The following is a 20,110-nucleotide window of genomic DNA, read 5'->3' as shown; positions in this document are numbered from 1 at the left end:
ATTCAATTTATCGGGCAAATTATTTGTTAAAGAGTCCTGTAGCCAGTAGGTGATTTTATCAGCCGTTGCCGTAAAACCACCGCCTTTAGGCGGTGGATATAAGGCAACTTGTACACTATAACGCTTGCATAAATTTTGCTAAAATAATTTGCATGAAAACACTCAAGCTACGCATACGAGATAAACACACAGCAAAGCTTAACCGCCTAAGTGGTTCGGTCAATTTCGTATGGAACTACGTCAATGACTTGAGTTACAAGCATCTGCAAAAAACTGGGAAATTCTTTTGTGCCTATGATCTAAACGAATACACCAAAGGTAGCGGTGAACTGCTAGGCTTGCATAGTCAAACTATTCAAGCCATTAACGAAACCCACGCCAAATCGCGTCGCCAATTCAAAAAAGCCAAACTAAACTGGCGAACCAATAACCCAAGCTCTAAGCGTAAAAGCTTAGGTTGGCTACCGTTTAAACAATCTGCCATCAAACACATCGCCACACACCAAATTGGTAAAAAAGGCTTAAAATCCACCTTACAGCTTAGTTTAGCCAAAGGACAAAAACTAGTCATTGACCTATGGGACAGCTACAACCTTAGCCTATATCAAATCAACACTTGCGAGCTAGTCCAAGACAGCCGTAACCGTTGGTATGCCTGTATCACCGTCAAAGACTATCCCAAGACACAATGCGGAACGGGTAGCGTAGGCATTGACTTAGGGCTTAAAGACAGTGCCACTACCTCAAGCGGTGACAAACTCACCATCAAGCAAACGCTCAAATATGCCAAAGCATTAGCTACCGCTCAACGTGCCAAAAACAAACAGCGTGTCAAGGCAATCCATGCCAAAATTAAAAATACACGCCAAGACCTCATACACAAATTCACCACAGGGCTAGTTAAGAATAACGCCCTAATCGTGGTTGGTGATGTAAAAACCACCCAATTTAACAATAAAAAAGGCAAACTAGCCAAGTCGGTTTACGATGCAGGTTGGTTTGAATTGAAACGACAACTGACCTATAAGTGCGAGAACGCAGGTTGTCGTTTTGAAATCGTATCAGAGCGATACACTACCCAAACTTGCTCGTGCTGTGGCGATATGTCCAGTAGCTTGAGCGGTAGAGCAGGTTTGCGAATAAGAGAATGGACTTGTGCAAAGTGTGGCACATGGCATGATAGAGATATTAATGCCAGTCGGAACATTCTTGCGGTCGGGCTTGACCGTCTTGCAGAAGGAATCCCCTCACTTTAGGGAGGGGAGGAAGTCAAATAACCCAGCCCCTATCTGCCAAAATGCGTTTGATTTGGGCATAAATCACTGGCGCGCTGATCAGTCCCGCTAACCCAAACGTTGCTTCAAGCACCAAAATAAATAACAACAATTCCCAAGCAGACGCTCGGATTTTGTGACCAATGATTTGCGCATTTAAAAAGTATTCAAGTTTATGAATGCTCACCAACCACACAAGCGATAAAATGCTGATGCCAAGCCCGTGAGTGAGGCTGAGCAAAACGATAACAATGTTTGAGACCAAATTACCAACGACAGGGAATAGCCCTGCGCAAAAGGTGATAAGCACAACGGTCCAAGCCATCGGTAGCGGATGACCGAGTAGCGGTAATATGCCTAGCAAAAACACCGAGGTTAAGATGGTATTGATACTAGAGATTTTGACTTGTGCAAAAAACACATCATTAAACCCCATGATAAGTTCATCAAATTTTTGGCGCAAATGCTGGGTAAATGGGGTTTTATGCGCTGCACTATTCACAGGTACTTGCAATGCCACAATACAACCAATCACGACACCCGCTAGCACATAACCAAGCCCGCGTAACGTATGAATACCCACTAGCTGTAGTTGTGGCGCATGACTTTTGATAGTACTCATGAGCATAGCTTGAAATGAACTGACCGAAATGGGTAGATGCTGAGAGATACTTGCGGGTAGTAGGGTATGAAGCTGGTCAAATATGTCCAATATCTGTCGGATAAGCTTATTAAAGACATCAACACTGGCTTTATCAGCAATCCAATCGCCAAATACATACACAGTAAGTGAAATCAAAGTCGCCAAAATGGCAATAGCAAACCATTCTGCGACTTTACCCATACGCTGCTGACGCGAGGCGCTATGCACATAGGCAATGACATGCCGATGAATCCAACCAGCAATGCCGCGAATCAGTGCATAAGTAATTAAGGTGGCAAAAAGCACTAAAGTCAGGTGGAGCAATAGCACAGGCAGCCAGACAACAATCACACTGCTAATCGCTAACAAAAAACTTTTCATATCTGACCACTGTAACCGATCGTTGGTCAAAAAAGAATCGCTCAAATGAGCACTGGTCGAAACTTTGTTTTTATTTTCAAGTGCGGGTTCAGGATTGTTGCCAAGTGGTTCAGCGGTCATAAATAACATCTTAATAAGGTAAAAAAAGATGAGATAAAACTAACACAATTTTACTGATTAAAGTATTAGATTTATGACAAAATTTTGTCAAAATCGCGCGCGTGATGCGCAATAATCACCCATGAAAATCGCAATCAAACGTAAAATCGGCTACAATATGCCATATTTTTTATTCTTTCTTTTATCAGTTATCAAGCCTCGCTACTTTTAAGTCAAATAAGTCAAACACTATGTCACTACATTCTGAAATCGCTAAACGCCGCACTTTTGCTATTATCTCGCACCCCGATGCCGGTAAAACCACCATGACCGAAAAATTACTGCTGTGGGGGCAAGCAATTCAGCGCGCAGGTGAAGTCAAATCACGCAAAACCGACAAACACGCAACATCTGACTGGATGAGCATGGAGCAAGAGCGTGGTATCTCGATTACCACCTCTGTGATGCAGTTTCCCTATGCCGACAACATGGTCAATCTGCTAGATACCCCAGGTCACGCCGACTTTTCAGAAGATACCTATCGTACCTTAACTGCTGTGGACAGCGCACTGATGGTGATTGATGGGGCAAAAGGGGTTGAAGAGCGAACCATCAAGCTGATGGAAGTATGTCGGATGCGTGACACGCCGATTATCTCATTTGTTAACAAGCTTGACCGCGAAATCCGTGATCCGTTATCACTGCTTGATGAAATTGAAAACGTCCTAAAAATCCAATGTGTGCCGATGACGTGGCCAATTGGTACAGGTCAGCACTTTGTTGGGGTGTACAACATCAGCGAAGATAAAACTTACTTTTATCAAAAAGGTCATGGTACTGAGATTGTCGAGATTGAGAGCCGTGATGGCTATGACTATCCAGATGTCCGCGAGAGAATCGGTGAAATTGCCTTCCGTGAATTTGAAGAAAGCCTAGAGCTTGCAAAAATGGCACATGAAGATTGGGATGTCGATGAATTTTTGACCGGTAAACAAACGCCTGTGCTATTTGGTACGGCGTTGGGTAACTTTGGCATTAACATGGTGCTTGATGTACTCACCCAATACGCCCCAGCGCCTAAAGACCATGACACCGTCGAACGCACCGTCAAAGCCGATGAAGAAAAATTCTCCGGCTTTGTCTTTAAAATCCAAGCCAACATGGATCCAAAACACCGTGACCGTATTGCCTTTATGCGGGTGTGTTCAGGCAAGTACGAAAAAGGCATGAAAATGAAGCATGTGCGCTTGGGCAAAGAAGTACGCATTTCAGATGCCTTGACCTTTTTGGCAGGTGACCGCGAAGCGCTGGAAGAAGCGTATTCGGGCGATATCATCGGCTTACATAATCACGGCACCATCCAAATTGGCGATAGCTTTACCGAAGGCGAAACCTTAAACTTCACCGGCATTCCCCACTTTGCGCCAGAATTGTTTCGCCGTGTGGTACTCAAAGACCCACTAAAATCCAAACAACTGCAAAAAGGTCTACAGCAGCTATCAGAAGAAGGCGCCACCCAAGTATTTATGCCGCAAATCAACAATGATTTGATTTTGGGCGCGGTAGGGGTGCTACAGTTTGAAGTGGTCGCGCATCGCCTGCTTGAAGAATATAAAGTGCAATGTACCTTTGAGCCTGTGTCGATTGCGACGGTGCGCTGGGTACATTGTGATGATAAAGTGGCGTTTGAGAAGTTTAAGAAAAAAGCCCATGACCAGTTATCGGTCGATGGCGGTGGCTATTTGACCTATCTTGCCCCAAGCCGGGTTAATCTTAAATTGATGGAAGAACGTTATCCAGAAATTACCTTTAGCGCCACCCGTGAGCATTGATAACGTGATGAGCATTGATACATTGATACATTGATACATTCATCACCATAACCGCAGAAAAGCTGACAAACCCTGTCAGCTTATTTTCAACCGTAAAAGGATTTTACCCAATTTACCAAACGATAACCCAATGAGGGCAAATAATAAATATTGGTAACCTAATTACTTTAGTAAAAAGCTTAAAGTTTGGTTAAAATGTATTTATTAGCAGTTATTACTACTTTTAATACCAGTAATTTAAATTTTCTAACAACCAAAACAAGACGTGAGGATACTATGCAATTTCCTAATGGTGTAAACAAATCAAACTTAATTAAACTTGGCGTACTTGGTGCCGCTTATTATATGTTAAAAGGTCGTAACAAAACCCAGCCAACCATTGAAAATAAGGCTGGAAGCAAAGCGAATAACCCTGTACCTGCTGATAATGACAATCGCGCTGCAGATTCAACTGCCACTAAGCCTACCGTATTTACCATGGGTAAAGAGCTGGCTGCTAAAGTATTGGGTAAAAAATTCTAATAATTATCCCCTACTTATTAAGTCACGTTATTATTTAACGGCATTTGAAAACAGCCCATTAGTCCGCCATTAAACCGGTATCGACTGATGGGTTTTTTTATGGCATTACTGCTAAGAACTAAGGTTTAAAAACTAAGGTTTAAAAACTAAGGCAAGATATGAGCATATCGAGGGTGATTAAACTAACGGTTGCGGCGACAGCTTTATTGTTGCTACCTAGACGCAGTGGTCCACGGGCCGATAAAGTTACCAAGTCGCCTAAAAGTCTATCCGCTAAAAATACAGTTGAGCAGCCTATCAATAAAAATGCTGAGCAGGATAACCATAACTAAAGCAATGGCTAAAATTTTTATGTTATGGGCAAATAACAAATAAAGGTTAAATAGATGACGTTCATGGGGTGCACCGCAATTGACGGTGCCTTACAGCGAGTTAAACGGCATTGTCAAACCACAGTAGTTGAAATGATATGACTATGATAAATGATAACGCTCTCCCGTTTGATTCGCCATTAATTGATACGCATACCCATTTTGATGTGGATAGCTTCGATCATGACCGCGAAATCCAATCACAATTGGCATGGCATAATGGCGTTCATCATCTGGTTTTGATAGGTTTTTTAGCAAAGTATTTTGCACAAATGGTGGCGTGCCAACAGCAAATGCAAGGCTATGGACAGCAAGGCAAAGCCACACCTTTGGCGCATTTAGCCTTTGGTTTGCATCCTTTTTATATCACGGAGCATAAAGACAGCGATTTGCAGCAGCTAGAGCAGTATATTGAGCAATATTCACCCATTGCGATTGGGGAAATTGGGCTTGATACCTTTACTGCGCCGATGAAAACTGCGGAGAATTACGCTAGGCAGCAAGATTTTTTTGGTCAGCAGCTTGAATTGGCAAAACACTATCAACTGCCAGCGCTGCTACATATTCGCCGCGCACATGGCGATGTGATTAAGATGTTAAAAGCACAAAAATTCACCCAAGGGGGGATTGCCCATAGTTTTAGTGGCGGCATCCAAGAAGCCAAAGCGCTGGTCAATCTGGGCTTTAAAATCGGTATCACCGGGCAAGTGACCAATCCAAATGCCAAAAAACTGCGCCATACCCTTACAGAGCTTGTCAAAACCGTCGGGCTTGAGGCTATTGTGATTGAGACGGACTGCCCAGACTTTACGCCGCTGCCCTGTCATGAGACGCACGGTAGGCGCAATGTACCTGCCAATCTGCCTTACGTGCTGACAGCGTTATCAGACTTATTAAAAAAAGATCAATCACGGCTCGCCAAGCAACTGTGGCAAAATAGCTGCGCTGCGTTGCAAGTGAGCTGGGAGTATCCCATCCCAAACAAATTTAACATAAACCCTGACCAAGATTAAGATAAACCATGACACTGACAGCCGAAATGACGCCTGATATGACATTAACTGACGCGCAATACCAACGCCGTTTTGCCGGCACCCAAAAACTGTACGGTGCCGCGCAATTTAGTAAGTTTGAGAATTTGCATGCGTATGTGGTGGGCGTGGGCGGAGTGGGCTCGTGGGCAGCTGAGGGGCTGGCTCGTACAGGTGTGGGCGAGATGACATTAATTGACATGGATGTGCTAGTAGCTTCCAATGTTAATCGACAATTACCTGCTACCGATAGCAATTTTGGTAAAAGCAAAATTGAAGCCATGGCAGAACGTATCAAAGAAATCAATCCGCATATTAAATTGCATTTGATTGACGATTTTTTGAGCAAAGATAACGTACAATTATTAATACCTAATCGTGCTTTGCAATCACAGCTTAAACAATCAGGTAAACAGCTTGTGGTATTAGACTGTGTCGATGATATGAATGCCAAGCTTGCGCTTGCGCTACATTGCCGATTCAATAAATTAAAATTAATTATGGCAGGCGGCGCAGGTGGCAAGACGGATCCGACCCAAATTCAGGTGGCAGATCTTAAGGATACTTACCAAGATCCGCTACTGGCTAAAGTCAGACAGCGACTTCGCCAAGATTATGGTATCAATCGTGCGATGAAAGAAAAATTTGGTATTCGTTGTGTATTTTCATCACAGCCGCCGATTGTTGATAAGTCCTGTCAAGCAGGTGGTCTGCATTGTGGCGGCTATGGGTCAGCCGTTGCCGTGACCTCAGTGGTGGGCATGATGTTGGTGGCTGAAGCGTTAAAATAACCTCAGCGTTTAATTTTTATCACGTAGTAGGACGGTGTTAATGAGATGATATCATATCCTATAGCAAGCAATGAAAAACAGCGCCTAGCGGTATTGGATGAGTACCATATCATCCAAACAAATAAAGAAGCCGAATTTGAGCGTATTAGCGCATTGGCTAAGGCATTTTTTGGGACTAAGATTGTCGCTATTACTTTTTTGGATGCTGATATCCAGTTTTTTAAGTCAAGAATTGGTCTAAAAGAACATTCAACCAGCCGTGATGTTGCTTTTTGCAATTACACCATTACACAAAATGACACCTTTGTCACCCTTGATACTCACCAAGATACCCGATTTAAAAACAATCCTTTGGTTACCGGTTATCCTTATATTCGGTTTTATGCTGGCGCACCCATCGTGGTTCACGACAGTCAAGGTAGGGAATTTGCTTTGGGTGCGCTGTGTGTGATTGACGACCAGCCGCATCAAGATTTTGATGCCAATCAACAACGTGTGCTAGCAGATTTGGCGGCGCTGGTGAGTGATACCTTAAAATTACGGCAGCAGCGTTACCAAGCTGAGCGCGCCGATGAGGTAAAGACCGCATTTTTGGCCAATATGAGCCATGAAATTCGCACGCCGATGAATGGTATCATGGGCATGCTTGAATTGCTTGAGCAGACACCGCTTGATACGCAGCAGCAACACTATATCAAATCGATTAAAACATCCAATGAGCATCTGCTGACCATCGTCAACGATATTTTGGATTTATCCAAAGTAGAATCAGGTAAGATACGTTTTGAGAGTATCCCGGTTGATTTAGCACAGCTATGCCAAGACGTGTATCAATGCTTTTTAGCCGCTGCGCAAGACAACAGCGTGGCACTAACCTTCGATTACCCTGACAACTTGCCCAAATATGTCAACACCGATCCTGTGCGGGTGCGACAGATTTTAATGAATCTAGTCAATAACGCCATCAAATTTACCCCAAAACAGGGTAAAGTGACCATTCAAGCAATGAAAGGCTGTGATAAGCATCAAATTAAATTCAATGTGATTGATACGGGCGTTGGCATCAAACCTGAGTCGTTGGAGGTGATTTTTGATGCGTATAATCAAGCTGATAAGTTTACCCATCGTTTATATGGCGGTACAGGGCTGGGGCTATCTGTGTGCAAAGCGTTGGCAGAAGGGATGGGCGGCACGATTAAGGTAACCAGTGAAAAAAATAAAGGCTCGACCTTTACCCTATCTCTACCAATGATAGCAACTGATGAAATCAGCTATCAGCAGTGGCACCAAAGTCATGATGAAACCCCAATACAACCGCTAGAACGTCTGCCTGCCCATGTTCTGCTAGCAGAAGACAATGAGCTAAATGCCATGGTCGCGGTCAAAAGCCTAAAAAAATATGGCTATGAAGTCACCCGAGCCAAAGATGGGTTAGAGGCCGTCAATTTTTATAAAGCTGACCCTAGCAAATATCACATCATTTTGATGGATCATCAAATGCCCATCATGGATGGGGTGGAAGCCACCAAGATGCTCAAACAATCGTTCAATCAGTTGCCGCCTATCATTGCCGTGACGGCACACGCCATGCATGGGGACAAAGAAGTATATCTTAACGCGGGTATGCAAGATTACTGTACCAAGCCCTATAAGCCTGAAGCGCTCGATGTGATGATTCAGCGCTGGCTGCATCATGTCGCCAACAAGGGTTAAGGGATATCAATCACAAAAAGTGATAAGTACGCGGGCATTATCAGGGACAAGATTAGCGAGTTCTTTGATTTGACCTTCGCCAAATACCATACGCACAGGGTTGTAATATTGGAAATTATTCATGCCGATTCTTAAGAATTTGTTATTGTTAATACATTGCCACTTGTAAAAATGCAGCATGGCACTTATTAAGTAAACGTTATGCTCAAACACCGAGCTATCATAGAATAAAATAGTGAAAGCAATTGCAATAATTTGTCTAAAAAACTCGCAAATGCTTTTTAAAAACAGATGCTTTTTAAAAACAGATGCTTTTTAAAAACAAATGTTTTTTAAAACAAATGCTTGCTAAAACCTAGGGCGTGTCCCTAATTCGGAACAAAGTATTTTTAATGGCCTAAAAATGCCTAAATCTGGCAAAACCGCGTTAAATTGTTTGACAATATTCCAATATTATCTGCACAATTTGCCTTGTTTTGCTGGCGATTTAGTCTATTTTTAGCCTCATTATCCAAATAGGGACACGCCCTAGTCTTTGCGCAAGTTTCTAATAGCAGATTAACCTGTGAAAATTACGCTGTGACGACGTTTGCTAGCAACGTATATAAGTCTAAAACCCTTATAAACAAGGATGCTGCAACAATTTTTTTATCAAGTTTGTTATGACTTGAAGCTAGCAGCGTCCAATCACTCAACGAAAGATGAATTAACCATCACGAGGAATGTATGTCTTACTCCGCTCTTTTGTCACCGATTAACGTGGGCGCGATGCGCTTGCCAAACCGCGTCTTTATGGCGCCATTGACCCGTCTGCGTAGTGCTGATTTGCCAGATGGCAAAAAAGGGATTGGTGGCTTGCCAACGCCACTCATGGCAACTTATTATACCCAGCGCGCTAGCAGTGGTTTGATTATCACGGAAGCCACGGATATCTCAGCCGATGCCAAAGGCTACGCAGGTGCGCCAGGTATTTTTAGTGCTGCGCAAATTGCAGGCTGGAAAATGATTGCTGATAGCGTACATCAAGCAGGCGGTCATATCGCTATGCAGCTATGGCACACAGGGCTGGTATCGCATTATAGCTTGCGCCCACAAGGTCAGCCACCTGTATCAGCATCAGCCGTGGATTTGGGTGATGCGGTACGCACCTCGTTAAAAGATGAGGAAGGCAAAGTATACCGTGTGACTGCCACGCCAGCGCGTGAGATGACCATCGCAGAAATCAAACAAACCGTCGATGATTTTGCCAATGCCGCGCGTAATGCGATTGAAGCGGGTATGGATTTTATTGAAATCCACGGCGCACACGGCTATTTGATTCATCAATTCTTGTATGAGAGCGTCAACCAACGCAGCGATGAATACGGTGGTAGCTTAGAGAACCGTATGCGCTTTTTGACAGAAATTTTAACCGCAGTCACTAACGCCATTGGCAGTGATAAAGTGGGTATCCGTATCTCGCCACTGGGTCAATTCAATGGCGTGGATGCCGGTAGCGAAGACGATGCGTTAGCAATCATCAAACTGATTGATAGCTTTAACCTAGCCTATTTACATATTTCTGAGCCAGACTGGGCAGGTGGAAAACCCTTTACAGCAGAATTCCGTCGCCAAATTCGTGATACTTATCACGGCGTGCTTATCGGTGCTGGTGGCTATACGGCAGAAAAAGCAGACGCGCTAATTCGTGATGGCTTAATTGATGCGGTCGCTTTTGGTCGCAGTTATATCGCAAATCCAGATTTGGTTGAGCGTTTTCAGCAAAATGCGCCGCTTAATCAACCAAACCCAGCCACTTTTTATGGTGGCGATCAAGAGGGCTATACGGATTATCCTGCGTTAGCCCAATAATTGTACTAGCAAAAATAATCGTATTAGCGAATATGAAAACCCCGATTGTGTGACGACATGAGCGGGGTTTTTTATTGGGCTAATAACACAAACAAATGTTTTTTACTAAACTTATCTATCATGAAAGGTCTGCATTATGTGACCGTACGCAGCCCGTATGGCGACCAACAAGTTGAGTTTTGCGCGTATTGATTGTGTGATTAGCCAAAACTTGAAAATACCACCATTAACACCGGTGAGATGATATTGACCAAAAATCCAAAGCTCATGGCAAGCGGAACTACTTCATTTCCCCCTGAGCTTTGGATGACCGGCAAAGTAAAATCCATGGTGGTTACCCCGCCTAAACCCACCGCCGTGGTGGGGTATTTGCCAATCAGCATAGGGATAAACAGTAGCGCCGTGAACTCACGTAACAAATCATTGAGCAATGCCACACTTCCCCAAACTGCGCCATACGCATCAGTCATGATAATTCCCGACAACGAATACCAGCCATAGCCAGAGGATAGCGCTAAGCCTTGGGTGAAGGTCACATCAGGCATTATCAGTGCATACACTAAACCACCGACTGCCACACTGAGACAAAAAATCACACAGGCTTGTACGCCGCGTTTGTTAACCAATACCTGCCGCAACGTCATCCCCGAATGCGACAACTGAAAACCTACCAATAAAATCAGCAAAATCAACAAGCCCTTGATGATGCCATCAATCGGCAAATCCGTTATTGGCAGCAATTTGCCCAGTACAAAACCCAATACCACACAGCCCAACTGAACGAGACTTCCGGTGATGCTAAAACCTGCTTGGCTATGCTCATGGGGGAGGGCACGTTGCCAAGGATGCAGCCTATCAAACATCAGCAAACTGATAAAACCTGCACCTAGGGTACAAATCGCCAATACTGCCACATTGGTGCCAATAAACCCAATCTGCGCGCCTAAGTTAGCAATCTGCGACAACGAAAGACCAATAAAGGTTAAAATCACAAACACCAAGTTGGTCAGTAGCTTGTCTACCAGCGGCATGAATCTTTGCGGTAATGGCAGCAAAAACCCGACCACCAATGGGGTAAGAATCAGAACAAGGGTGATAAAGTTTTCTAACATACCGTGACGCTTCCAAACAGGGTTTAAACACAGGCTAATCGCAATATTTTGCAGTTAGCACTTGGTTTAAAAATTAAAAGTGGCTATTGTACCCATAAATGCATCAAGTTGGCGAATATTTGCCATAATGCGTGGTTTAAGCATGCAATCAATTGTTTGGTAACACATTTGTAGTATGATTGAACAAATAGTTGTGTAAGATAGTCACATCCAATCATCTTATGCGTTAGATGACTCTATTAGCCGTTAATTTTTTCAATTTGTAGGATTGTTATGAGACATTTTTATTTCGATATTGTCTTTACCATGATTGCATTGGCAATTGCAGCGTGGTGGGGTTTTTCACATGGTGGTGTTGGCACTATGATGTCGGCGCTGTTTGTCACGCTGATTTTGGCAGTGATGGAGATTTCGCTGTCGTTTGATAATGCGGTGGTCAATGCCTCGGTACTCAAAACCTGGGATAAGTTTTGGAAAATGATTTTCTTGACTGTGGGTATCCTCATCGCGGTATTTGGTATGCGTCTGGTATTCCCGATTGTCATCGTCGCGGTGACTGCCGATATGGGCATGATGGATGTCATCAACATGGCGCTTAACAACCCCAAGGAATACTCTGCCAAACTGATGGAGCATCATGCAGAGATTGCCGCATTTGGTGGGATGTTCTTGTTGCTCGTCTTTTTAAACTTCATCTTTGATGAAAAAGAAGTGATGTGGTTTGAATGGCTAGAGCGTAAATTGGCACGATTTGGCAAAGTCGATGCCATGAGCGTGTTTGTCGCCTTGGTACTATTAATGACCGCCTTATATTGGGTGGAAGACGCCAAAAAATCAGTGGTGTTAACCGCAGGGGTATTTGGTATTTTGATTTATCTAGCCACCAATGTGTTATCAAGCCTTTTAGAAGGGGCGGACGATGATGATGAATCAACCCCCGATGTGATTGAAGGCAAAGAAGTAGCGGGTGCGATTGCCAAAGGCGGTATTGCAGGCTTTTTATACCTTGAAGTACTCGATGCGTCGTTTAGTTTTGATGGGGTGATTGGCGCGTTTGCCATTACCAATGACGTGATTATCATCATGCTTGGGCTTGCCATTGGTGCGATGTTTGTGCGATCCATGACCATTTTCTTGGTAGAAAAAGGCACGCTCGATGAGTTTGTTTATCTAGAGCATGGTGCGCATTATGCGATTGGCGCGTTGGCGGTTATCATGCTATTGGCAACCGTGCATATCGAAGTGCCAGAAATCGTGACGGGTTTGATTGGGATTGCCTTTATCGTATGGGCAGTGATTAACTCTATCAGTTACCGTAAGCGCGAAGCAGCCTTGGCCAAACACTAAAAGACACTAAAGTTAAGATAATAAAGTTTATGCTTAACAGTAGCGGTATTTAGGATGCTGGCTTGCGCTTAATATCCCTTAAGCTTTTGACACATAAATATAACAGCTTAATGTAGTCGAATGGTGGACAAATTCTATCACCAAAGGTATAGTTAAAACGTGGGTTTCGGCTCACGTTTTGTTTTTTTAGGCGATTTTTTACGGTGTCTGAGGCTTTTAGTCTGGGCGCGCTTTTGGTCTAGGTGCTTGTAATCTGAGAATCAAAGGCGCAGCGCATGACAACAGACATCGATTTTCTTATTTGACTGCAAAAATTTATTACAAAGGATAAAACAATGGCAATTAGCTTAACCAAAGGTGGTAATGTTAATTTATCAAAGGAAGCACCGAATTTAACCAACATAGCCGTCGGTCTTGGCTGGAACCCACGTGCCACTGATGGGCAAGCCTTTGACTTAGACGCGGTCGCGTTTTTGGTCAATGAATCGGGTAAAGTACGGTCAGATGCAGATTTTATTTTCTTTAACAACCTAAAATCATCCGATGGCTCAGTAGAGCATACGGGTGATAACCGCACTGGTGAAGGCGATGGCGATGATGAAGTCATCAAAGTGGATTTAACTAAAGTCCCAGCCGATGTGAGCAAAGTAGTATTTTGTGCGGTGATTTATGATGGTCAAGCGCGTAACCAAAACTTTGGTCAAGTAGCAAACGCTTATATTCGCATCGTGAATACCCAAGGCGGCGCTGAAGTGGCTCGGTATGATTTGTCAGAAGACAGCAGCACCGAGACAGCAATGATTTTTGGTGAGCTTTATAAGAACAATGGCGAGTGGAAATTCCGCGCAGTTGGACAAGGTTTTGCTGGCGGTTTAGGACCATTGGCTGCGTCATATGGCGTTGCTGTTTAGTTCTTTGGCTAAAATTTTTTAACATTTTTTTAACAATGGGGTGGCATCGGCTTGCCCCTTTTTTTCAGCCTGAGCGCTTTTTTCAGCCTAAGGACTTTTTCAAACTTAGCTACTTTTATTATCATTTTTGCCAGTTATTTTATAAGGATACATTAACCTATGGCAGCGACGTTTAGTATGATTGGGACGATTGAGCCATTTTTGCATTGTAATCTCAAAAAAGGCGATTCGATTTATTGCGAATCCAATGCCATGGTCATGATGGAGTCAAATCTTGAGCTTAAAGGTCAGATGCGTGGCGGCATCATGCAAGCTTTGATGCGCCGATTTGCCAATGACGAGTCGATTTTTCAACAGCAAATTGAAGCGGTCAATGGTGAGGGTGACTGCTTACTTGCGCCCACACTTGATGGTGATATGCAAATTTTAGACGTCGGTGCCAATCAGTATACGCTCAGTGACGGTGCCTTTGTGGCAGCGACTAATGGCGTTGATTTGCGTGCCAATATCCAGCGCAATTTAGGCGGCGCTGTATTTGGGGATACCGGTGGCTTTATGGTCATGCAAACGCAAGGCCAAGGTCAGCTCGTGGTATCTGGGTTTGGTTCTTTGTTTGAGATTGATGTCACGCCTGATAAAGATGTGATTATTGATAACGGTCACGTGGTATGCTGGGATAGCCGACTGCAATATAGCCTGTCAATGGCGACCAGCCAGAAAAAAGGCTTTTTGGGCAATATCATCAATTCAGTCACGAGTGGCGAAGGCATGGTACTAAAGTTCTCAGGTCAGGGCAAAGTAGTGATTTGCTCGCGCAACCGTGATACTTACCAAGGCTGGATTCAAAGTTTACTGGGGTCAAACTCAGGCGGACGCGGTGGCAATGAAGGTATTTTGGGCGGTTTGTTATAGTCAGTTTCTGCTAAACCGTTATTAACCTCTTAAAACATAGCTTAAAACATAGCTAGATAGAATAGTAAAAAAATAAAATAAGGAAACCAACATGGCAGTGAATTTATCAAAAGGTCAAAAAATCTCGCTAGAAAAAGAAGCAGGTGGGGCACTTAGCCAAATCAAAATGGGTCTGGGTTGGGATGTCGGTGCTGCGCCGCAAAAATTAGGTGGATTTTTGGGTGGCTTGTTTGGCGGTGGTGGCAGCGCAGGCGGCAGCATTGACTTGGATGCGTCGTGTATCATGCTTGATGCCAACAAACAAATGGTGGATGCGATTTGGTTTGGACAATTGCAGTCAAAAGACAGTAGCATACAACACACAGGCGATAATCGCACTGGTGCTGGTGATGGCGATGACGAAGTGATTAATGTTAATTTATCTCGTATCCCTGACCATGTGCAAGCCTTGGTTTTTACTGTCAATAGCTTTACGGGTCAAACTTTTGCCACGGTCAATAATGCGTTTTGTCGTTTGGTGAATGCCAGCAATAATAGTGAAGTTGCCCGTTATGATTTGTCAGCCCAAGGCAGTCATACCGCGCTGATTTTGGCAAAAATTTATCGCCATAACGGTGAGTGGAAAATGCATGCTATTGGTGAAACTGCGTCAGGTCGTACCTTTCATGATTTGATGCCTGCGATTTTACCGCACGTGTAACCGCGCTTTTTAATGTGCAGCCATAAAGAAAGCCCTGTGATACGCAGGGTTTTTTATTTTGACAGCTATTTTTGATAAGTTTGTGTGGATTTTGCGTTGGTGGGTTTTGCATGCGGTGTGGGTTTGCTAAAATAGCGGCGATTTAGTTTTGCACTGTTGAATTTTACAGTCAGTTTTTTCAAAGTCATTTTTTTTAAGTCATTTTTTTAAGTCACTTTAGCGAAGCGACTCAAATAATTTTATGACGACAACCCACCGCTACAAAGGAATCCAACACCATGCCATTTAATCGTTTACAGCCGATTTTGATAGCAAGCTTGCTGCCGCTGCTGGTTTTTACTTGGTTTAGCCGTGACTACATTGGGCAGATTGATTTTTGGTTGTTGTGGCTAGTGGCGATGACCTTGGTCGGGTTACCATTGGTGTTTGCAGAGATTGGTTTGGCGCATCGTAGTGGTACGTCACCGCTGGTCGGTCTGCCCATACTGACCCGTGAAGCTGACGTGTCAACGGTCTGGCGCGGGTTTGGTTGGCTGACGATTGTGCTGCTGATGGCGGTTGTGGGGCATTTACTAGCAAGTAGTGGCGAGATTATCCATCCGCTGGTGAGCAATATTGCTCTGCCTGCCTTGTTAGCCATCATGGTGCTGATAGTGATTGGTTTGAGTTTTATCAAGCATTTGGCAGGTTGGTTGGCGGTCGGTTTTGCCGTTGCCGCGTTGGTGGTCAATGTCATGCAGGGTGGGTTTGTGGCGTGGCAGATGACAGCCACCTCCTTGACGGAGTGGGCGGGGGCGGTCGTGTTGGCGCTGGTCTGTGTTGGCGCAGGTACAGGATTATACTGGCATGCGCGCACCCACCAAATGCTCACGATGAACACTACGGCGACAGATCAAGTACGCGAATCCGCGAGTCGGTATGTATTACCGGTGTGGAGTTTTCAGTTACTAGCGGGTGCGCTGATTGCCATGACTTTATCGCCAAACAGCGCGATGGCGGCAGTGCTGAATGCATTGGCGATGCTGGCAGGGGCAGCGTATTTACTGCATATCTTGACCCATCAAGTGTCATTACGCTGGCAACAACAGCAATTTAACTTTTTGGCATTGGTGGTATTGGCGGTGCTTAGTCTTGCGCTAACCATGGTGCCAACTGCTTGGCTCAATCAGCTAATTATTGTAATAAGTTTAGTCACGGCGGTATGGCTAGCCGTATTTGCAGGGTGGCAAATGAAAATCAGCCATTTGCGCAAATCATTGAATTTTAGCTCAGAAGGCTTATATAACCTTTGGCGCATTGCGGTGCGTATTATTGTGCCATTGGCGGTGATTTTGGCGATGGTGGGGTGGGTGCTAGGATTGGCAAAATGATTACTGTTGATATAGCCTTTGCGCCTGATAGCCAAACACAGTTGCGGTTAACCCTGCAACTTGCCGATAATAGCCGCGTGATTGATGCAGTCAATGCCACAGGTTGGCAACAGCAGTATCCGCAGATTTTTAGCTATAGTGTCGGTGTTTTTTCCCATAAATTAGACTGGCAAAGTGCGATCAACACAGGCGATAGAATCGAAATCTATCGCCCTTTGACCATCGACCCGCAAAACAAACGCAAATTACTGTCCAAAAAATCCAACCGATGAGGGTGTGAGTCGGTATTATTGTGTATCTCACAAAAAAAGCCAATCACAGCATCACGGCAATGATTGGCTTTTTTAGTCAAAAAAACTTACTGAGTCACCGCTGGGCGCTCGATACGGGTGACAATACCATTTTGGTCAAAATAAATTTTGGCGTATTGTTGGGCGTTATGAATCGCTGGCTTGTTGGCGCGTTTGGCGTTAGTACCTGGGGTAAAATCATACAGGTAATCCCAACGTACTGGATTTAGGGTGTCTCTAAAGGTTGGGCTACCTAGTATATACAGCACTTGATTGGCATTCATACCCACTTGCACTTGGCTTAATTTGTCTTCATGAATCGGCTTGCCTTGTGGGATATCGATTTTGTACACGCTAAACCATGAGCAACCTGGTAATACGCTGACGCTGCTAATTACGGCAACCAAAGGCAGGACTGCCAGTTTTTTTGATAGTGTTGTGATAGATGTCATTTGTCAAACCGCTTTGAGATGGTGAACGATAAAATTTACGACTTATCATACGTGATTTGGGTTTTTTTGCCTACCTATTGACCGCAAAATTTAAATTATTTTACATACAGTTAATGTTTGGGTGTAAAACGCCGCGGTGTTTTGGTATTTGGCGTTCTAGTGGTTGGCGTACTTTGTCTATAGTCTGCATTCGCCCGTTATCTTTCAACGGGCGCTTTTGCCAGTGATGTCACGTTTTTTTACTGTGGGATTTTATCGAATTTGTTATTATAGTTATAATTTTCAGTTTATAAGCGACACCTGATAGGGTGTAAGGATTTATATGTCGTCTTTTACCAACCAAGATTTGCGTCGTGCCGGTTTGAAAGTCACGTTACCGCGTTTGAAAATTTTAGAATTATTAGAAAAGTCCGAATCCCATCACATGAGCGCGGAAGATGTGTATAAAGCCTTGATGGAGCACGGTGAAGACGTGGGGCTTGCGACTGTTTACCGCGTGTTAACCCAGTTTGAACAAGCGGGGATTGTCGAGCGTCACAATTTTGAAAACAACTTGTCGGTATTTGAAATCGCCAAAGATGAGCACCATGACCACTTGGTATGTGACCAATGCGGCAAAATCATTGAATTTCACAATGAAGAAATCGAAGCGCTGCAAGAAAAAGTCGCCAAAGACTTTGGCTTTACCCTATCAGGGCATTCGCTGGTACTATATGGAATTTGTGATAATAAAGACTGCCAAAATTCAGTAAAACGCTAATGCCTTGGCGCCTTAATAGATGAATAGGTTAAAAAATCTCACTTGCAAAAATCAGTCACAAAAATCAATTAAAAAAGCGGCTAGATAAATTTTATTTAGCCGTTTTTTTTGCCCGTCGTCTATTTTCTATTGTTTATTGAATGCTATGATGCGGTTTTAGTTCTGATAGTTTAAAGCCAGCGATTAGTAGCGCTGCGCCATACACCACAGCGCCCAACACACACAGCGCTAATAGCGCAACAATACGAATACCTTGATGCGCGGTAACCGGGAAAAAATGAATACCAGCAGCAAGTGCCAATCCCATTGCGCCATTTGCGATGGCAAAGATAACCGCTAATCGTCGCCAAGCCGCACCAAACCGGTAAATACCTTGGGTATGTAAATAAAAATATAACAGCGCCGCATTGATAAAAGACGCCAGTGTGTTGGCAAGCCCTAGCCCGGCGTGGGGTGCGATTTGCCACTTTTTAAATAACCCAGCCAGTACCAGGCTTAGCACGACATTGGCAATCACGCTAATCACACCGACTTTGACAGGGGTGCGACTGTCATGACGGGCAAAAAAAGCCGGGGCAAATATTTTAATCAGCATAAATGCCAAAATCCCACCCGACAAGCACTGTAGCGCAAGCCCACTCATCATGGCATCTTGCCGCACAAATTCCCCATGTTCAAACAGGGATATCATAAGCACATTACTAATCATGCCAAGCGCGATGGATGCAGGTACACCGACCAACACCGTCAATCGCGTCGCCCAATCTAGGGTGTGTCCAAATTGTTGATGGTCGTCGCTTGCGATACTTTTGGATAGACTGGGCAAAATCACCGTGCCAATCGCCACCCCAATCAGTCCTAGTGGCAGCTCACTCATCCGCTCTGCGGTGTACAGCCAAGAGACCGAGCCATCGACCATGGTTGAAGCCAGCACCGTGTTGACCAGCATATTGATTTGGGTGACCGAGACCCCAAACAGCGCAGGGAGCATGAGTTTTAAAATCCGTCGCACGCCAGGATGACGAAAGCTAACCTTTGGCATCACCAGCAGCTGATGGCTGTGCAATTGCGGTAATTGAATCAATAGCTGCAGCAAACCTGCCACCGCAACTGCATAACCGATTGCCAAAATTGGCTTGGCAAGCAGCGGCGCTACCCAAATCGCGCCCGCAATCATACACACATTTAAAAGCACCGGTGCAAAGGCAGGCAAGGCAAACCGCCCCACGCTTTGCAAAATACTACTAGCAAACGCAGTCATGGCGATAAATAACAAATAAGGAAAAGTGATACGAAGTAGCTCAACTGCCGTTACAAATTTGCTAGGCTCATGCAGATAACCGACCGCAAACACAGCAATCACGGCAGGCGCGAAAATGACTATCACGGCGGTTAAGCCTGATAGAATCAACAATAACGTACCTGCCACCCGACTGATAAGAATTTGAATGCTGAGCAAGGCTTTTTTGCTATCGGTCATGTCGTTATTTTGGGCTTGGTGCTGATAATCGGATAGTACAGGGACAAAAGCTTGGGCAAAAGCGCCTTCAGCGAACAGCCGCCGCAAAAAATTGGGCAATTTGAATGCCACCAAAAACGCATCCATCATGCCACCCGTACCAAACACGCTCATCAATACCATGTCGCGAATCATGCCCAAGATACGTGAAAATAAGGTAAAAAAACTAATAATAGCGGTGGATTTGATAAGTTTTGACATGAAAGAATCACTGCAAGTTTTGCCGAGA

General features: G+C 44.3%; 19 protein-coding genes. 15 read left to right on the top strand and 4 right to left on the bottom strand.

The genetic code is table 11. The annotated features are described in order from the left end of the window. Positions 1-152: 152 nt before the first annotated feature. Positions 153-1,256, top strand: a complete 1,104-nt coding sequence (locus tag ACAM37_RS08685; RefSeq protein ID WP_312114646.1) for an RNA-guided endonuclease InsQ/TnpB family protein — start codon at positions 153-155, stop codon at positions 1,254-1,256. A gap of 13 nt (positions 1,257-1,269) precedes the next feature. On the opposite strand, the gene ACAM37_RS08680 is transcribed toward ACAM37_RS08685, so the two are convergent. After that, positions 1,270-2,418, bottom strand: coding sequence for an AI-2E family transporter (locus ACAM37_RS08680; RefSeq protein ID WP_172823606.1), 1,149 nt, complete (start codon positions 2,416-2,418; stop codon positions 1,270-1,272). A gap of 230 nt (positions 2,419-2,648) precedes the next feature. Here ACAM37_RS08680 and ACAM37_RS08675 point away from each other — a divergent pair, with 230 nt between their 5' ends. From ACAM37_RS08675 to nemA, 7 genes are all read left to right on the top strand, one after another. After that, entirely contained in the window at positions 2,649-4,229 is a 1,581-nt protein-coding gene (locus ACAM37_RS08675) for a peptide chain release factor 3 (protein WP_007115798.1), read from the top strand. 195 nt (positions 4,230-4,424) lie between these two features. Then, positions 4,425-4,751, top strand: coding sequence for a hypothetical protein (locus ACAM37_RS08670; RefSeq protein WP_099833436.1), 327 nt, complete (start codon positions 4,425-4,427; stop codon positions 4,749-4,751). A gap of 158 nt (positions 4,752-4,909) precedes the next feature. Further along, positions 4,910-5,083, top strand: a complete 174-nt coding sequence (locus ACAM37_RS08665) for a hypothetical protein (protein ID WP_369626016.1) — start codon at positions 4,910-4,912, stop codon at positions 5,081-5,083. A gap of 143 nt (positions 5,084-5,226) precedes the next feature. Then, positions 5,227-6,135 (top strand): TatD family hydrolase, encoded by a 909-nt coding sequence (locus ACAM37_RS08660; RefSeq protein ID WP_369626015.1) that lies wholly within the window; start codon positions 5,227-5,229, stop codon positions 6,133-6,135. Between the two features lie 8 nt (positions 6,136-6,143). Beyond that, positions 6,144-6,944: a tRNA threonylcarbamoyladenosine dehydratase gene (locus ACAM37_RS08655; RefSeq protein WP_472826314.1), complete on the top strand. Its 801-nt coding sequence runs from the start codon at positions 6,144-6,146 to the stop codon at positions 6,942-6,944. A gap of 45 nt (positions 6,945-6,989) precedes the next feature. Continuing rightward, complete coding sequence (locus ACAM37_RS08650) at positions 6,990-8,657, top strand: GAF domain-containing hybrid sensor histidine kinase/response regulator (protein WP_369626014.1); 1,668 nt, start codon at positions 6,990-6,992, stop codon at positions 8,655-8,657. Positions 8,658-9,383: 726 nt separating this feature from the next. Continuing rightward, a complete protein-coding gene (gene nemA / locus ACAM37_RS08645) occupies positions 9,384-10,508 on the top strand; it encodes an N-ethylmaleimide reductase (RefSeq protein WP_369626013.1) in 1,125 nt (374 codons plus the stop codon). A gap of 200 nt (positions 10,509-10,708) precedes the next feature. Here nemA and ACAM37_RS08640 read toward each other — a convergent pair whose 3' ends face one another. After that, positions 10,709-11,620: a LysO family transporter gene (locus ACAM37_RS08640; RefSeq protein WP_369626012.1), complete on the bottom strand. Its 912-nt coding sequence runs from the start codon at positions 11,618-11,620 to the stop codon at positions 10,709-10,711. 273 nt (positions 11,621-11,893) lie between these two features. Here ACAM37_RS08640 and ACAM37_RS08635 point away from each other — a divergent pair, with 273 nt between their 5' ends. The 6 genes from ACAM37_RS08635 (at position 11,894) to ACAM37_RS08610 (ending at position 17,132) form a co-directional block, all read left to right on the top strand. Continuing rightward, on the top strand, positions 11,894-12,967 hold the full coding sequence (locus ACAM37_RS08635) for a DUF475 domain-containing protein (RefSeq protein ID WP_369626011.1): 1,074 nt from the start codon (positions 11,894-11,896) through the stop codon (positions 12,965-12,967). Positions 12,968-13,302: 335 nt separating this feature from the next. Continuing rightward, positions 13,303-13,878, top strand: a complete 576-nt coding sequence (locus ACAM37_RS08630) for a TerD family protein (protein ID WP_369626010.1) — start codon at positions 13,303-13,305, stop codon at positions 13,876-13,878. 159 nt (positions 13,879-14,037) lie between these two features. Then, positions 14,038-14,790: a TIGR00266 family protein gene (locus ACAM37_RS08625; protein ID WP_060995590.1), complete on the top strand. Its 753-nt coding sequence runs from the start codon at positions 14,038-14,040 to the stop codon at positions 14,788-14,790. Between the two features lie 91 nt (positions 14,791-14,881). After that, positions 14,882-15,490, top strand: coding sequence for a TerD family protein (locus tag ACAM37_RS08620; RefSeq protein ID WP_099833442.1), 609 nt, complete (start codon positions 14,882-14,884; stop codon positions 15,488-15,490). Between the two features lie 278 nt (positions 15,491-15,768). Then, a complete protein-coding gene (locus ACAM37_RS08615; protein WP_099833443.1) occupies positions 15,769-16,860 on the top strand; it encodes a hypothetical protein in 1,092 nt (363 codons plus the stop codon). Beyond that, entirely contained in the window at positions 16,857-17,132 is a 276-nt protein-coding gene (locus tag ACAM37_RS08610; protein WP_007115779.1) for an RnfH family protein, read from the top strand. Before ACAM37_RS08615 ends, ACAM37_RS08610 begins: the two co-directional genes overlap by 4 nt. Before the next feature lie 86 nt (positions 17,133-17,218). Here ACAM37_RS08610 and ACAM37_RS08605 read toward each other — a convergent pair whose 3' ends face one another. Next, a complete protein-coding gene (locus ACAM37_RS08605) occupies positions 17,219-17,602 on the bottom strand; it encodes an outer membrane protein assembly factor BamE (RefSeq protein ID WP_227522670.1) in 384 nt (127 codons plus the stop codon). 322 nt (positions 17,603-17,924) lie between these two features. On the opposite strand from ACAM37_RS08605, the gene fur reads away from it, so the two are divergent. Next, positions 17,925-18,362 carry a ferric iron uptake transcriptional regulator gene (fur, locus tag ACAM37_RS08600; RefSeq protein WP_099833444.1) on the top strand — a complete coding sequence of 146 codons (438 nt, stop codon included), beginning with the start codon at positions 17,925-17,927 and terminating at the stop codon, positions 18,360-18,362. 133 nt (positions 18,363-18,495) lie between these two features. On the opposite strand, the gene murJ is transcribed toward fur, so the two are convergent. Then, positions 18,496-20,082, bottom strand: a complete 1,587-nt coding sequence (murJ, locus tag ACAM37_RS08595; RefSeq protein WP_369626009.1) for a murein biosynthesis integral membrane protein MurJ — start codon at positions 20,080-20,082, stop codon at positions 18,496-18,498. Between the last annotated feature and the right edge of the window lie 28 nt (positions 20,083-20,110).

The organism is Moraxella sp. K23, from assembly GCF_041154765.1.
GTDB classification, from domain to species: Bacteria; Pseudomonadota; Gammaproteobacteria; order Pseudomonadales; family Moraxellaceae; genus Faucicola; species Faucicola tetraodonis.
This window is presented reverse-complemented; position numbering and strand designations above follow the sequence as displayed.

Excerpts from the sequence above, each read along its gene's own strand:
- ACAM37_RS08685 (WP_312114646.1), top strand. The coding sequence starts at position 153 with ATGAAAACACTCAAGCTACGCATACGAGATAAACACACAGCAAAGCTT.
- ACAM37_RS08680 (WP_172823606.1), bottom strand. The coding sequence starts at position 2,418 with ATGACCGCTGAACCACTTGGCAACAATCCTGAACCCGCACTTGAAAAT.
- ACAM37_RS08675 (WP_007115798.1), top strand. The coding sequence starts at position 2,649 with ATGTCACTACATTCTGAAATCGCTAAACGCCGCACTTTTGCTATTATC.
- ACAM37_RS08670 (WP_099833436.1), top strand. The coding sequence starts at position 4,425 with ATGTATTTATTAGCAGTTATTACTACTTTTAATACCAGTAATTTAAAT.
- ACAM37_RS08665 (WP_369626016.1), top strand. The coding sequence starts at position 4,910 with ATGAGCATATCGAGGGTGATTAAACTAACGGTTGCGGCGACAGCTTTA.
- ACAM37_RS08660 (WP_369626015.1), top strand. The coding sequence starts at position 5,227 with ATGATAAATGATAACGCTCTCCCGTTTGATTCGCCATTAATTGATACG.
- ACAM37_RS08655 (WP_472826314.1), top strand. The coding sequence starts at position 6,144 with ATGACACTGACAGCCGAAATGACGCCTGATATGACATTAACTGACGCG.
- ACAM37_RS08650 (WP_369626014.1), top strand. The coding sequence starts at position 6,990 with ATGATATCATATCCTATAGCAAGCAATGAAAAACAGCGCCTAGCGGTA.
- nemA (WP_369626013.1), top strand. The coding sequence starts at position 9,384 with ATGTCTTACTCCGCTCTTTTGTCACCGATTAACGTGGGCGCGATGCGC.
- ACAM37_RS08640 (WP_369626012.1), bottom strand. The coding sequence starts at position 11,620 with ATGTTAGAAAACTTTATCACCCTTGTTCTGATTCTTACCCCATTGGTG.
- ACAM37_RS08635 (WP_369626011.1), top strand. The coding sequence starts at position 11,894 with ATGAGACATTTTTATTTCGATATTGTCTTTACCATGATTGCATTGGCA.
- ACAM37_RS08630 (WP_369626010.1), top strand. The coding sequence starts at position 13,303 with ATGGCAATTAGCTTAACCAAAGGTGGTAATGTTAATTTATCAAAGGAA.
- ACAM37_RS08625 (WP_060995590.1), top strand. The coding sequence starts at position 14,038 with ATGGCAGCGACGTTTAGTATGATTGGGACGATTGAGCCATTTTTGCAT.
- ACAM37_RS08620 (WP_099833442.1), top strand. The coding sequence starts at position 14,882 with ATGGCAGTGAATTTATCAAAAGGTCAAAAAATCTCGCTAGAAAAAGAA.
- ACAM37_RS08615 (WP_099833443.1), top strand. The coding sequence starts at position 15,769 with ATGCCATTTAATCGTTTACAGCCGATTTTGATAGCAAGCTTGCTGCCG.
- ACAM37_RS08610 (WP_007115779.1), top strand. The coding sequence starts at position 16,857 with ATGATTACTGTTGATATAGCCTTTGCGCCTGATAGCCAAACACAGTTG.
- ACAM37_RS08605 (WP_227522670.1), bottom strand. The coding sequence starts at position 17,602 with ATGACATCTATCACAACACTATCAAAAAAACTGGCAGTCCTGCCTTTG.
- fur (WP_099833444.1), top strand. The coding sequence starts at position 17,925 with ATGTCGTCTTTTACCAACCAAGATTTGCGTCGTGCCGGTTTGAAAGTC.
- murJ (WP_369626009.1), bottom strand. The coding sequence starts at position 20,082 with ATGTCAAAACTTATCAAATCCACCGCTATTATTAGTTTTTTTACCTTA.